Consider the following 13,509-nt stretch of genomic DNA (forward strand, 5'->3'; position numbering starts at 1 on the left):
TTTACTTATTTGGAAAATTTCCTATTCGAAAGATAATATTTATTTCTTTCTGCTTTTTCGCATTACAGCCATAGACATAAGAATATAAATCAAAATAATTAAAGGTACAGCAGCAAGTTTTAAAGAAAAAAGTAGAATTACACAAGTACCTAAAAATATGAATTTTGTTTTATTATCTGCCCAAGAGTAGTTTTTGAACTTTAAAGCGAACAAAGGTAGTTCAGCATTTAATAAAAAACTAAACACTAAAACGTATCCAATTAATACCCAAGGATTATTCAGTAACTCTCCAAGGATTCCGTAATCATTAATTAAAAAAGGGAAAGTGGCTACAATCATTGCATTTGCTGGAGTTGGTAAGCCAATAAAACTACTGGATTGCCTTGTGTCAATGTTGAATTTGGCCAAGCGTAAAGCGGACGCGGCAACCATAATAAAGGCTGAATATTTAAGATACGGAGGTTCAAGATTTGAATTTTCTAAAAATCTAAAAATTATAAAAGATGGCAAAACACCAAAAGTTACAACGTCAGCAAGCGAATCCAACTGTTTTCCGATCTCAGAGCTAATTTTTAATAACCTCGCAACAAAACCATCTAAAAAGTCTAAAATTAGAGCAGCCAACATCAAATAAGATGCCATAGCAAAATTTGATTCAAACACATATATTATTCCCAAGCAACCACATATAAGGTTTCCTAATGTGATGAAATTCGGTAAAGTGAATAGTTTCATTTTAAAAATGGGTTGTTTTGTTTTTCTGCTCCGATGGTGGTAGGCTGCATGTGTCCAGCATATACAGTATATTCATCTGGGAGCGTGAAAAATTTGGTTTTTATTGAATGTATAAGAGCTTCGTGGCTACACCCTGGAAAATCAGTTCGGCCAATACTTCTGTGAAAAAGACAGTCGCCCCCCATAATGAATTTACCTTGATGACAAATAAATGCCACATGTCCTGGTGCATGTCCTGGTACATGTATGATCTCAAGTTTTGTATTTCCAAAAGTGAAACTTTCCCCTTCATTTAGGCTTTTGTCAGCTTCCACAGGCTCATATCCGGGAATTCCCCATGTTTTACATCTCATTTCCACATCTGCCAAAATTGGTAAATCTAAGTCGTGAAGGTACATTTCGACATCGAAGGTTCTTTTCACAAATGCTGCACCAAATACGTGATCTAAATGAGCATGCGTCAGTAAAAGTGCCTTTACTTTAAGTTTATTTTCGACTATGAAATCTTTTAATTCTAGTTTCTCTGCCTGAGATAGACAGCCTGGGTCTATTATTACGGCTTCAAGGGTTTCGTCATAAAGTACATAGGAGTTTTCTGAAAAAGGAGAGAATACGAAAGATTTTATTTTGGTCATCTGTTTGTCAAAATTTTGACAAATATAGGCATTAAGGAGGTTTTTTGCTCTTAAATTTTCTTAGTTTGAAGGTAAGTCAACAAAAAATGTCGTTCCTTCGCCTTCTACCGTTTCAAACCAAATATTACCTCCAGCATGCTCTATGCCTCTTTTCGCCATCGCCAATCCAAGGCCTGAACCGCCTACTTTGGTGCTGAAGTTTGGAATAAAGACTTTTTTGCGGATGTCTTCTGGTATACCCACACCATTGTCTTTTACTTCAATCATACCGAAATTTTCCTCTGGGTTTTTGTATAATTTTACCCGGATTTCAGGTTGGCGAACGGGTGGGACGCTTTGTAATCCGTTCAAAATCAAATTGGTAACTACGCGGTTTACGAGCATTCTGTCCCCCATTACAAAGATTTCTTTTTCTTTGCATTCAAAGGCAATCTTAATATTGTTGTTTTGTGAGTATAGATCCACCGTTTTTTGTACGGCTGGCACTAAGTCAAACCGCTCGTTTCTTGGAACAGGCATTTTGGCAAACTCAGAAAACGAATTAGCTATTTCACTGATATTATCTATTTGCTCTGTCAAAGAATTTAAAGCTCTTTGAATTCTGTCTCGTGATTTCGGGTCGTCAAGTGGGAGAGTCCTTTGCAACTGTTGAATCGAAAGTTTCATTGGCGTCAAAGGATTCTTGATTTCATGAGCTACTTGTTTCGCCATTTCTCGCCAAGCGGTTTGTTTTTCACTTTGCGAAAGTGCTATTTTACTTTCGTCCAACTTTTTAATCATTTTGTTGTAAGACCTCGTCAACAGCCCGATTTCGTCATTAGATTTCCAATCTATTGTTTCATCTAATTTGTCAAGGTTGGTCTTTTTTATTCGCTGAGCTATAAGTTTTAGAGGTGAAGTAAGCTGCGAACTTGCAAAATATGATGATATTAATAAAACCAAAAACATCAGAAGGAAGATAATGAGTATAGTAGCAACCACTTCTTTTACTTGAATATCAAGCAAAGTTTTTGCATCAAAAAACGGAATACCCACAACACCATAATTTTTATTTTCCTTCCCTTTTACGGCTATGTAAACAGTCTTATAGCTCAATTCACCGAGTGATTCGTTGGTCAATAATTCATTGGCTTTTTGCTCAATTATGTTACTATATGCAATAGGGTTGAGGAAATTTGACAATAAATGATATTGATAAACTAATGGACGAGTAGTAAAATTGAGTTTGCCATTGTTATCAAATAAGTTGATATCTACTTTAGTGTTTCTAGCTAGTTCATTTATTTCGTTTTCAAAAAATGCTCTGCTTGATTTTCCTGCTTGGTAGTTTTCCAGATGAAACTGAAGGCTATTGGAGATATTCTTTGTATTATCTAAAAATGATTTTTCTTGAATCGAAATCAAGGTAGTCCTAACTACACTCAATGTCAATATTATTAATATAATCAGTGGCAAAAGAAATGCGGCATTGAGATAAAATTGAATTTTGGTTGAAAAATTCATCGTGAAGCTCTTAAATCCGTTTAAGGTAGAAAATACCAATAAAAGTGCAGATACACCTAAAATTGAAATTAAAAACAAGAAAGAGAAGTTTGAAAGCAAGTTTTTCCAATAATTGTTTTGCTGTGAAACCACTATTGTTTTTCCTTTTTGACCTTTTATTGCAAAATGAGAGCTGCCAGATGCTATCACTTCTTTTTGGAAAATAACACCCTCTGATAATAGCTGCATTGGAAAATGCATCAAATAATTGAAACTACCCGAGTTAAATATCAGGCGGTTTTTATTGTCAAATATTCCATAGCTATAATTTTTTGATTCGGGGTTTTGTACAAACTTTTTATCAAGCAGCAATTCCGGATAAACGCTTGTTGCGTTTTCGTCTTTTAGTTTTAAATCTAAAACAATTGTCCCGATTTTATTATTTCCATCAAAAACCTCATTGATAGTGATGTATTGCTTTATGAAACTATTTCCTGTTTCGTTTATAAAAAAGATATTTGGTAGATCTGTTTTATGATTTTCTAAATTGTATTTGTCTCCAAGTTTCTCAAGATATTCATTTTCAATAGCTCCTAAAGCTCTTCCCGTACTGTCAAAAACCTTAACCTCTATATCATATTTGTCAAAATAAATGTCTAATAAGTCATCTTTAACTTGTTGGTTAATAGACTCATAAGTTAGGTCATTTCTTTTGAAAGCTCCAATGATTGACTCATTATTTCTGAGCATTTGCCTAAATCTATCTAGAAGTCCTTCTCCGAGTAGGTCATTTTCTGCTAGGTATCTTTTTCCGAAATTATTTTTATCCAGAATACTCTTTTTAGCTTCTTGCATTTCAACTGTTTTTACTGAAATCAGTGCAAAACAAAATGCTGCAAGGATGAAGTACATCAAAGTTTGAAATCTTAAAGTGTAAAAATATCTCGGTAATTTAAAGAAATAAACTATGAAGAAATATATGCCTGCAAGTATAAATGCTATCTCGAAACCGTCTATAAAAAAATAGATAATTATTCCTGCTAAAAAACCATATAACCAGTGAAAAAAGCCAGATTTCTTTTTTGGAATAAGTTTTAAAAACAAGTTGATCGCTATATGAGAACCAATAAAAAAGCCTCCTAAAACAAAAAAATAATATATAAAACTTAGGACCTTGAATTTAGTGAAGCCTAGATTCATAGAATATCCAAGGTTGTATAGCGAGTTTTCGTAAATGTTTTGGATTTTTAGACTACAAAAATATGCCAGACCCATCACAAACAATACTAGTATCACCGCTATTACGCTTTTGATAGAGGTTCTGGCTTGGCTCAATAGAATAAACAATTGCGTCCTGTAGTAATACAAGGCCAAAAATGCGATAAAAACGATAATAAAAAAGCCGTTGAGGACTAAGTCGCCAAGAGTTGGTGCCCATAAATTTCCTGTGTAAAAACTTGGATTGAAAACATCCTGATCTAAGAAAATCCAAGGTAAACCAGTAATTATAAGGATTAATCTAATTATTACCAATACAGTTAAAAGTAAAAGAAGGGCTTTACCAAACTTGTGAATGTGTAAATAGGATTTTACTGTTTTGAAGAAATGGAGGCTTAAAAGAGCTAATGATATTAATAATATCCAAAGATTTGTTTTGGAGACGTTAGTATTTATAATTTTTTCGTTTTCCGGACTTTGATAATAAAATAATTCTTTTCCCGAATTATCAAAAATGGTTTTGCTATTTTCGAATTTATCAGAAGCTATTTTTTTTGGATTTAAATGAAAAATAGCTGAGTTATATCCAGATTGTAAATAATCGTTTTGATTTTGGTAAAACTTGTATAAGTTAATTAACGAAACAGTTTCAATTGTATCTTGCTGTATGTACTCTTTTTTTACATTAAAAATAGCTAAATTTTGAAAATAATTGTCGAAAAATACCGGACCTTTTTCTTGAATTCTTTCGTATTTTGGAACATACCTATTGTCAGACCAATAAATAATTTTTTTATTTTTAAAAACAAAATAGGGGAAGCTGGTTTTTAACTGGATTTGCTCAAAAGTACTATTTTTCGAAGATTTTATTATTTCATTTACTTGTTGAATTTCATTGTCAGACTTTTTTAAAGTCTTTTGAATTGATTCTTGTAAGATACTTTGGTACTGCGAAGATTGATTTTTTGAGTTTGATTTTTCTATAGAAAAGTAGTAAACAAGGCCAATAGTTAAGGCAATGAGTCCGAGTATTAAGAATATGTATTTTTTAATATCGAATGATTTCATTCAAATTTTGTTTTCAGCAATGTTTTATAATCAACTAATTTGACTATATTCTTGTATCAAATTACGAAAAATCATGCCAAAGTACGAACTAAATAGATTGATAGAGTTTTAATAAATAGTAGGTTCATTTATGTAAATCTAATAAAAAATAATTTTTAGTATTTTTTTTGAAATAGAAAGAAGTAATTTTGGCAAAAAGAATATTTAATAAATGAATAGTGAATTTCTAGGAATAGGAGGGTTTATAGTTTTAATAGTTGCGGTATTTTTTCTGCTGTATAATTACTTTTTAAATCGACACTTTGCATTTGCAAAAATTAAAAGCCAACAAGAAATAGCATTTCCCCTTCGTCTGCAGGCATATGAACGTATGGCTCTCTTTCTTGAACGAATCAAGCCTTCCAATATGTTTACAAGGTTTAGTTTTGAAAACTTAAGCATTCAGGATTTACAAAGTGCTGTTATTTCTGATGTTAAAAACGAACTAAATCACAATATCGCTCAGCAAATATATATCGAACCCGCCACTTGGGATAAAATAGTATTGGCGGCAAATTCTACAGCAAATGATATAAATAGGAGTATATTAGAATCAAATAATTTAGGAACATCCAAAGAGATTGTTTTGCAAATTCTTCGTAATCAAAATTTATCGAGTTTGGTTTTAATAGACGATGCTCTTAAATCTCTTAAACAGGAAATTCAGCAATATTTTTAAATACCAATCTATAAAGATTATTCTTTTTTATCTTGAATTTTGGTCTTAAATTTAGTTTTTAAAATTAAATAATTACTATCATGAGCGTAACATCAAAACACCTAGCTACTTTTATTTTAGGAGCGGCGGCTGGAATTGCATTAAATAAATATTTGGATACAGAACAAGGCGAAAAAGTTATGGAAGACTTGAAGGCCAAAGGAAATGAGCTTAAAGATGAAGCAGAAGCTGCTATTGAAAAAGCTCCAGAATATTTCGAAGACCTTAAAAATGGTGCAAGTACCAAATTTAATGAAGTTGTAGAAAATTTAAAAAACCAATATCCTGAAGCTGAAAAAATGATTTCTGACTTGTTTTCAGGTTTAATCAAGCCTAAAACTCCAGTAGAAGATAAGCCAGAAGCTTAATTTGAATATTAATGTATTTGCTTCCAAGCCAATGGTTTGGAAGTATTTTTTTATCAATAAACTAAAATAGAATTCTATGAAACCAAACTGGACAGGAGTTTATCCAGCAGTTACTTCTAATTTTTTTCAAGATCAAAGTTTAGATTTTGAAACATTCGAGACCAATATTGAAAAACAGATTGAAGCTGGTGTACATGGTATTATTGTCTGTGGTTCTTTGGGTGAGGCTGGTACTTTGTCAAAAGATGAAAAGTTTGCTTTGTTGGCTTCAGCAAAAAAAGTTATCAATGGTAGAGTGCCATTAATTATGACCGTGGCCGAATGTGTGACAAGTGAAGCCATAAGTTTTGTAAAAAATTCTGAAAAAGAAGGTGCCAATGGTCTAATGATGTTGCCACCAATGAGATATGCTTCAGATGATAGAGAAACCTTGCATTATTTACATAAAGTAGCTGATGCCACAGATTTGCCAGTTATGGCCTACAATAATCCTGTCGCTTACAAGACTTTCATTTCTATAGATATGTTTAAGGATTTGGCTCAAAATCAACACTTTGAGTCTATGAAAGAGTCCACTGGAGATATTAGATACATGACAGATGTCATCAACGAATTTGGTGGAAGGTTCAAGATATTAAGTGGCGTAGATGACCTTGCTTTTGAGAGTTTGGTAATGGGTGCAGATGGTTGGGTAGCAGGTTTGGTATGTGGTTTTCCGAGAGAAACGGTTGTTATTTATGAGCTTGTAAAACAAGGAAGGATTCAAGAGGCCAGAGAAATTTATCGTTGGTTTTTCCCGCTTTTACATTTAGATATTGGCAATAAATTTGTCCAGAACATCAAGTTGGCCGAAGTAGGAGCAGGAATGGGTACTGAAATGGTTAGAGAACCGAGATTGCCTTTAATAGGTGAGGAGCGTGAAAAAGTCTTGGCTGTAATTGAGAAAGCTTTAAAATCTAGACCAGTTTTACCTCAAATTTGAAATAAAATGAACGCAGAGTTTCATTGTTTTGATGCACATACCTGTGGTAATCCCGTCAGACTTGTTGCCAAAGGAGGCCCAAATTTAGAAGGCAAAAACATGTCTGAAAAACGCCAACATTTCCTGAAGGAATTTGATTGGATTAGAAAAGGATTGATGTTTGAGCCACGCGGGCATGATATGATGTCTGGTAGTATATTGTATCCGCCGAGCAATCCAGAGAATGACGTAGCAGTTTTGTTCATCGAAACTTCTGGCTGTTTACCCATGTGTGGTCATGGAACTATCGGTACTATAACAATTGGAGTAGAAAAAGGTCTGATTGTACCTAAAGTGCCTGGGGAAATCAGGATGGAAGCTCCAGCCGGACTTGTAAATATTTCTTATAAGTCTGAAAATAACAAAGTGAAATCGGTGAAACTTACCAATGTTGCTTCATTTCTTTATAAGCAAGATTTGGCAGTTGAATGTCCAGGTTTGGGTTTACTAAAAGTAGATGTTTCATATGGAGGAAATTTTTATGCAATTGTAGATGTGCAAGAAAACTTTCCTGGCTTGGAACATTACAAGGCGGACCAACTAATTGCTTGGTCAAGAGTATTAAGACAGCTGCTAAATGAAAAACATACCTTTGTGCATCCTGAAAATGAGTCTATTAATGGTTTAAGTCACATTTTATGGACAGGAGCCACAATTGATAAAACTTCAACTGCTAGAAATGCCGTTTTTTACGGTGATAAAGCAATAGACCGTTCTCCTTGCGGAACTGGTACATCTGCTCGGATGGCCCAATGGGCAGCCAAAGGTTTGTTGAAAGAGGAGCAAGATTTTATTCATGAAAGCATCATCGGAAGTAAGTTTGTTGGAAAGATAGAAGGTAGAACCAAAGTTGGAGAATTTGATGCTATTTATCCAAGCATTGAAGGTTGGGCTCGAATTTATGGGGAAAATACAATAACCATTGACGACCAAGATGATCCTTATGCTTACGGATTTCAAGTAATCTAGTTTTTATTTGTAAAATTAATTTTTAAATGTCTCAAAAGCCGCATGTTATAGTAGGTGGGGGTATAATAGGCTTGTTTACAGCCTTTTATTTGTTAGAAACTGGAAGAGAAATCGTAATAATTGAAAAGTCTGATGGAGAAGAAGGCTGCTCCTTCGGGAACGCCGGCATGGTTGTTCCTAGTCATTTTATTCCTTTGGCTTCACCAGGAATGATAGAAAAAGGACTCAAATGGATGCTAGATAGCGAAAGTCCATTTTATGTAAAACCTAGACTTTCTTTGGATCTGATAAAATGGGGATTGAGTTTTTATAAAAATGCCAATCAAAAACACGTTGACAAATCTATCCCTTATTTAAGAGATTTAGGTTTACTTTCAAAGTCACTTTATCATGAATTGGCCGAAGAACTGAAATATTCTTACGAGGAAAAGGGTCTTGTGATGTATTGTAAAAAAGCCGAAACATTTGAAGAAGAATCTCAGGTAGCTGACTTGGCTAACAAAATAGGGTTAAAAGCAGAGATATTAGATACCAAAGAACTTCATGAATTAGAGCCGAATATTAAGCCAGATGTAGCTGGAGGTATTTATTTTCCTGGCGATGCACATTTGAATCCGAGTGAGTTGGTGAAAAACCTAAAAGTTTATTTGCTTAATAAAGGTGTTGAAATAAAGTACAATTCAGAGGTGATTGACTTTTATGGAAATAATAATAAAATAGAAAGTATAAAAATAAAATCATCAGGAAAAGTAGAACTTCTAGAACCAGAAACTTTAACAATAGCGGCTGGTTCTTGGTCAGGAGTTTTAGCAAAAAAGCTTAGGTTTAATCTTCCAATGCAAGCTGGTAAAGGTTATAGCATAAGCAAAAGCCAATTAGCAGGAAAGGAAATATTTATTCCAAACATTTTGGTTGAAGCTCGCGTTGCTATTACGCCAATGTCGGGAAGTTTTGTAAGATTTGGAGGTACAATGGAGATTGGAGGCTTGGATGATACCATAAATATGAACCGTGTTAGAGGAATTGTAAAATCTATCCCAGATTTTTTTCCTGAATATGATCTGCCGATGCCAAACCAAGAAGAAGTTTGGCATGGATTTCGACCATGTTCGCCTGACGGTTTGCCTTACATTGGTGTTTCAGGTATTTTTAAAAATTTGTTTATTAATGCTGGTCATGCAATGATGGGTATTAGCTTAGCACCGGGGTCAGGAAAGCTTATGAGTCAAATTATTACAAAAGAAAAACCTGAAATGGCTCTAGAAGGATTTTTGCCAGAAAGATTTGGAATCTAAGTTTGCTTCTTTACCTTTGACGTCGGAAAAAATTTAAGCAATAAATTATTGGGACTAAGAGAAAAATGGGTTGATTACGAGGATCGTTTTTTCATTCTCAAAGAATCTATCGTTAGACGAACTAATAGAGTGATTTTTCTTGCTCTTACATTTGGTCTATTACTTGTAATTTACCAAATTGGTTTCCCCAAAGAACCTTATCTAATCAATTGGGTGAATAACGTTTTAAGGCAAATACCCAAGGCATTAATGTTATTGTTTCTGTTTAAGTGGTTTTTGAAAATTATTTTAAGTACAAAAAAAATAATATTTGAAAGAAAACACATTTCTGATTTTATAATTTTTTTCATACTTTTTCTTTTTAATGTATTAAAAAATAGAAGCGAGATAATTCGCAGTGATTATTTTCTTTATTTACTCATTACTTCTTTTTTCTTTTTAAGGTTTCTCTCAGCTTCTACTGAAGTTAAAAATTCGCTCCTTAGTCCTTCAGTTTTATTTACTATAAGTTTCAGTTTTTTGATTTTCTGGGGTACGGCGATGTTGTTGATTCCAACGGCAACCAATGGTAACCTTAGTATAATTGATTCGCTATTTACCGCCACAAGTGCAGTATGTGTAACTGGCTTGTCTACAGTTGATGTGCCCACCAAGTTTACCCCTTTCGGTATTGATATCCTATTGATATTGATTCAAATTGGCGGTTTAGGCTTAATGACATTTACCAATTTCTTCGCTATTTTGTTTAGAGGTGGTATGTCTCTACGTAATCACTTGATATTGAGCAATATTATAGAAACTGACGAGCCTAATTCGCTTTTTTCAATTCTCAAAAAAATTCTATTTTATACTATTTTACTTGAGGTTTTAGGTGCAATTTTAATCTTTACTTTAATTAAAGATTCTTATCCAGGCAGTACGTATGACCATTGGTTTTTCTCATTTTTTCATTCTATTTCTGCTTTTTGCAATGCCGGTTTTTCAACTGCTCCTGATGGGTTGTACAATCAAAATTTAAGATTTAATTATAATTTGCTTAATGTATTCTCTTGGTTAATCATACTCGGAGGTATCGGTTTTCCAGTTGTTATTGACATATATAATGCCTCGAAAAATTATGTAAGAAGCGGTTTAAGGTTATTGTTTTTAGGTGAAAGGTTTACTTTTCAGGCAAAACCCTTGTCAGTACATTCAAAACTTGTTTTATCGAGTAGTTTTATTTTGTTAGTTTTAGGGACACTAGCATTTTATTTTTTAGAAAGAAATAATACTTTAGCTGAACACACATCATTTTATGGCAAAATCACGAGTTCGTTTTTCGGTTCAGTAACGCCAAGAACTGCAGGCTTTAATGCCGTGAATATGGGTAATGTAATGCAAGGAACAATATTGGTTTATTTATTATTGATGTGGATTGGAGCAGCTCCAAGTTCTACTGGTGGAGGAATAAAAGTAACAACATTCACTTTGGCCTTGTCTAACATTGTAGCATTAGCCAAAGGCAAGAATCGTATAGAGTTATTTAAAAGAGAAATTTCCCAAAGTTCAGTACAAAGGGCCTTTGTTGTAATTTTTATTTCCTTAATTATTTTGGGTTCTTCAATATTTATGGTTTCTATATTTGATCCGCAGATTCCACTACACAAAGTGGCATTTGAGTGTTTTTCAGCGTATGGAACCGTTGGTTTGTCTTTAAACCTAACCGCATCCTTGTCTGAAGGTAGTAAATTGGTATTAATAGTTTGTATGTTTTTAGGAAGAGTAGGTTTGTTCACTATGCTTTTTGGAATATTTAAAAAAGTAGATTGTGACACCTATCGCTATCCAAAAGACAGTATTCAGGTTATGTAAAATATTCAAAAAATGAAATATATCGTTGTTGGATTAGGAAATTTCGGTTCTACATTGGCTATTAGATTGACCACAATGGGTCATGAAGTGTTCGGTGTTGATAGTAGGTTTGAAGTTGTAGATCAGCTCAAAAACAAAGTGACACATGTAATCAGTTTAGATACTTCAAAAGCTAGTTCATATAATAGCTTACCTGTAAAAGACGTAGATATCGTTGTTATTGCCATTGGTGAGGATGTTGGAGCATCCATAATTACCACTGCTTTGATGAAACAATTCAATGCAAAACAAATCATAGGGCGAGCTATAAATCCTGTTCATCATACGGTACTTGAATCTATTGGAATTGAGACCATTTTTAATCCAGAGGAAATTGCTGCTGAAATGTTTGCTAAGCAATTGGAAATGAAAGGTGTAGTGGAATCTTTTGACTTATCTGACAATTGCAGTATAATTGAGCTAAAAGTTCCAGAGAGATATTTGGGTCGAGAACTATCTACCGTGGATTTTGAGCAGAAATACGACCTAAGACTTATAGCCATCAAGCATTTTGAAGAAAAGAAAAATTTCTTGGGTATGAAAACCCAGAAAGCTTCAGTTGATATCAATTTAAAACCTGATCATGTGTTTTCTTTAGAGGATATTTTGGTGATGATGGGTGAATTGAAGAACTTCGAAAGTATGATTGGTAAAGACATAAGAGACTAACGTTGATTAATCTTAACACTTTTTAACATTCTACAGCCAAACTAAAATCCGCTCACTTGCGTTCTGAATTTAAACTCATGATTTAAATTAAAATGAAGCAAGTCCTTATCATTCTCTTCTTTTTGGTAAACTTAGGGGTAAATGCTCAGGTTACTTCTAATCCAAAAATAAAAAAGAAGTCTACTAAAGATGTTTTTATAAATAAAATAGAAATCACAGACGATCAAACTGTGTTTTCGATGCAGTTTGTGGCTAAAACGCCCAAAGAAACTATCAAAGAATATTTGGAGGGAAATCCTGAAGATAAAGAACAACTTCAAAATATGGATCCTTTTATGAGGAATCTATATCTTCAACAAATGATGCAGCAGATTGGAAATAGTACGATAAGTTTCCAACCCAATTCGTATTTAAGAACTTCAGATGGTAAAAAATACAAGTTTTTAAAAGCTACTGACATACCAGTGGCTCCTAATAGGAAAGATGTAGAAGGCGGGAAAAAGTACTTCTTTAAAGTTTATTTCGAAAAACTACCCAAAGGTTATGAGTTTATTGATCTAATTGAGCACGATTCTGACAAAGAGGATAGTTTCACGTTCTGGAATTTCTTCGGAATTAGCATTAATAATCCAGATGGTAAATCCAAAACTTTGGCTGCAAAACCTAAGATTGAAGAAGAAGTACTATCGGAGGACTTTCGGTTATATGGAAAAGTAATAGATGCCATAACTAACAAACCTATTGCTGCCAAAATAATTTGTCTAAATCTAAAAAATAATGAGGTGATAGATTCTGTAAGGACTTCTAAATCTGGTTCTTATGAGTTTTTAGTAAATAACAATGAGGTTTTGTATAAAATTAGTTCTGAAGGTTATGAAAACATGGAAGAATCTTTCAATGTAGGTGCTTTTTTAAGTAAAGGGAGTTTTGAAAAAGATATATATGTGGAGCCGATATCAAATGAAAAGGTAGTTGAAGAGGAGACAGCCGAAGAGAAGATACCTGAACCTTTGGAAGAATCTTCGAAAATAGGTGTTCTTGTCGATAAAGAATCAGATAGTTTTAAATTAGATAAAGTTTATTTTGATTTAGGAGATTCTAGGGTTTTACCTGAATCTTTCGAACAATTGGATAAATTGGTTGAGTATTTATCTGAAAACGAAGAATATAAAATCCAAATTGAAGGACATACAGATAACCAAGGAGACTCTAAGGCTAATAAAAAGCTTTCACTTGAGCGAGCTTATAATGTACGTGAGTATTTGGTTGGAAAAGGTATAGATGGAAAAAGAATAAAATTCGTAGGAATGGGAGATATGCATCCAGTGGCATCAAATGATGATGAAGAAAGTAGAAAACTCAACAGGAGAGTGGAGTACAAATTGATTAAGTAATTTTTTTT

Annotated in this window: 11 protein-coding genes; 8 read left to right on the forward strand and 3 right to left on the reverse strand. The window is 33.4% G+C overall.

Annotated features, from left to right (window positions below; translation table 11 throughout):
• Positions 1–39 precede the first annotated feature (39 nt).
• Genes pssA through EGI22_RS03270 form a run of 3 tightly spaced genes read right to left on the reverse strand, consistent with a single transcriptional unit; the run spans position 40 to position 5,138 of the window.
• Entirely contained in the window at positions 40–735 is a 696-nt protein-coding gene (gene pssA, locus EGI22_RS03260) for a CDP-diacylglycerol--serine O-phosphatidyltransferase (RefSeq protein ID WP_255066384.1), read from the reverse strand.
• On the reverse strand, positions 732–1,370 hold the full coding sequence (locus EGI22_RS03265) for an MBL fold metallo-hydrolase (RefSeq protein ID WP_255066385.1): 639 nt from the start codon (positions 1,368–1,370) through the stop codon (positions 732–734). The genes pssA and EGI22_RS03265 overlap by 4 nt, the downstream gene beginning before the upstream one ends.
• Positions 1,371–1,430: 60 nt before the next feature.
• Positions 1,431–5,138, reverse strand: a complete 3,708-nt coding sequence (locus EGI22_RS03270; protein WP_255066386.1) for a PAS domain-containing sensor histidine kinase — start codon at positions 5,136–5,138, stop codon at positions 1,431–1,433.
• 211 nt (positions 5,139–5,349) lie between these two features.
• Between EGI22_RS03270 and EGI22_RS03275 the strand changes: the two genes are divergently transcribed.
• The 8 genes from EGI22_RS03275 (at position 5,350) to EGI22_RS03310 (ending at position 13,501) form a co-directional block, all read left to right on the forward strand.
• Positions 5,350–5,856, forward strand: a complete 507-nt coding sequence (locus tag EGI22_RS03275) for a hypothetical protein (RefSeq protein WP_255066387.1) — start codon at positions 5,350–5,352, stop codon at positions 5,854–5,856.
• A gap of 80 nt (positions 5,857–5,936) precedes the next feature.
• A complete protein-coding gene (locus EGI22_RS03280; RefSeq protein ID WP_255066389.1) occupies positions 5,937–6,263 on the forward strand; it encodes a YtxH domain-containing protein in 327 nt (108 codons plus the stop codon).
• A gap of 76 nt (positions 6,264–6,339) precedes the next feature.
• A complete protein-coding gene (locus EGI22_RS03285; protein ID WP_255066391.1) occupies positions 6,340–7,245 on the forward strand; it encodes a dihydrodipicolinate synthase family protein in 906 nt (301 codons plus the stop codon).
• Between the two features lie 6 nt (positions 7,246–7,251).
• A complete protein-coding gene (locus EGI22_RS03290; protein ID WP_255066397.1) occupies positions 7,252–8,253 on the forward strand; it encodes a 4-hydroxyproline epimerase in 1,002 nt (333 codons plus the stop codon).
• Between the two features lie 26 nt (positions 8,254–8,279).
• Positions 8,280–9,548, forward strand: coding sequence for an FAD-binding oxidoreductase (locus EGI22_RS03295; RefSeq protein ID WP_255066399.1), 1,269 nt, complete (start codon positions 8,280–8,282; stop codon positions 9,546–9,548).
• A gap of 519 nt (positions 9,549–10,067) precedes the next feature.
• On the forward strand, positions 10,068–11,399 hold the full coding sequence (locus tag EGI22_RS03300; RefSeq protein WP_255066401.1) for a TrkH family potassium uptake protein: 1,332 nt from the start codon (positions 10,068–10,070) through the stop codon (positions 11,397–11,399).
• Between the two features lie 12 nt (positions 11,400–11,411).
• The gene (locus EGI22_RS03305; protein WP_255066403.1) at positions 11,412–12,107 is read left to right on the forward strand and encodes a TrkA family potassium uptake protein; all 696 of its coding nucleotides are present in this window, start codon (positions 11,412–11,414) and stop codon (positions 12,105–12,107) included.
• A gap of 92 nt (positions 12,108–12,199) precedes the next feature.
• On the forward strand, positions 12,200–13,501 hold the full coding sequence (locus tag EGI22_RS03310) for an OmpA family protein (RefSeq protein ID WP_255066404.1): 1,302 nt from the start codon (positions 12,200–12,202) through the stop codon (positions 13,499–13,501).
• The last annotated feature ends 8 nt before the right edge of the window (positions 13,502–13,509 follow it).

Source organism: Lacihabitans sp. LS3-19, assembly GCF_024343575.1.
In the GTDB taxonomy this organism is placed as follows: domain Bacteria; phylum Bacteroidota; class Bacteroidia; order Cytophagales; family Spirosomataceae; genus Leadbetterella.

What these genes read in the sequence shown, in the direction of transcription:
- EGI22_RS03275 (WP_255066387.1), top strand. Translation starts at nt 5,350, where the DNA reads ATGAATAGTGAATTTCTAGGAATAGGAGGGTTTATAGTTTTAATAGTT.
- pssA (WP_255066384.1), bottom strand. Translation starts at nt 735, where the DNA reads ATGAAACTATTCACTTTACCGAATTTCATCACATTAGGAAACCTTATA.
- EGI22_RS03295 (WP_255066399.1), top strand. Translation starts at nt 8,280, where the DNA reads ATGTCTCAAAAGCCGCATGTTATAGTAGGTGGGGGTATAATAGGCTTG.
- EGI22_RS03310 (WP_255066404.1), top strand. Translation starts at nt 12,200, where the DNA reads ATGAAGCAAGTCCTTATCATTCTCTTCTTTTTGGTAAACTTAGGGGTA.
- EGI22_RS03290 (WP_255066397.1), top strand. Translation starts at nt 7,252, where the DNA reads ATGAACGCAGAGTTTCATTGTTTTGATGCACATACCTGTGGTAATCCC.
- EGI22_RS03280 (WP_255066389.1), top strand. Translation starts at nt 5,937, where the DNA reads ATGAGCGTAACATCAAAACACCTAGCTACTTTTATTTTAGGAGCGGCG.
- EGI22_RS03265 (WP_255066385.1), bottom strand. Translation starts at nt 1,370, where the DNA reads ATGACCAAAATAAAATCTTTCGTATTCTCTCCTTTTTCAGAAAACTCC.
- EGI22_RS03270 (WP_255066386.1), bottom strand. Translation starts at nt 5,138, where the DNA reads ATGAAATCATTCGATATTAAAAAATACATATTCTTAATACTCGGACTC.
- EGI22_RS03285 (WP_255066391.1), top strand. Translation starts at nt 6,340, where the DNA reads ATGAAACCAAACTGGACAGGAGTTTATCCAGCAGTTACTTCTAATTTT.
- EGI22_RS03305 (WP_255066403.1), top strand. Translation starts at nt 11,412, where the DNA reads ATGAAATATATCGTTGTTGGATTAGGAAATTTCGGTTCTACATTGGCT.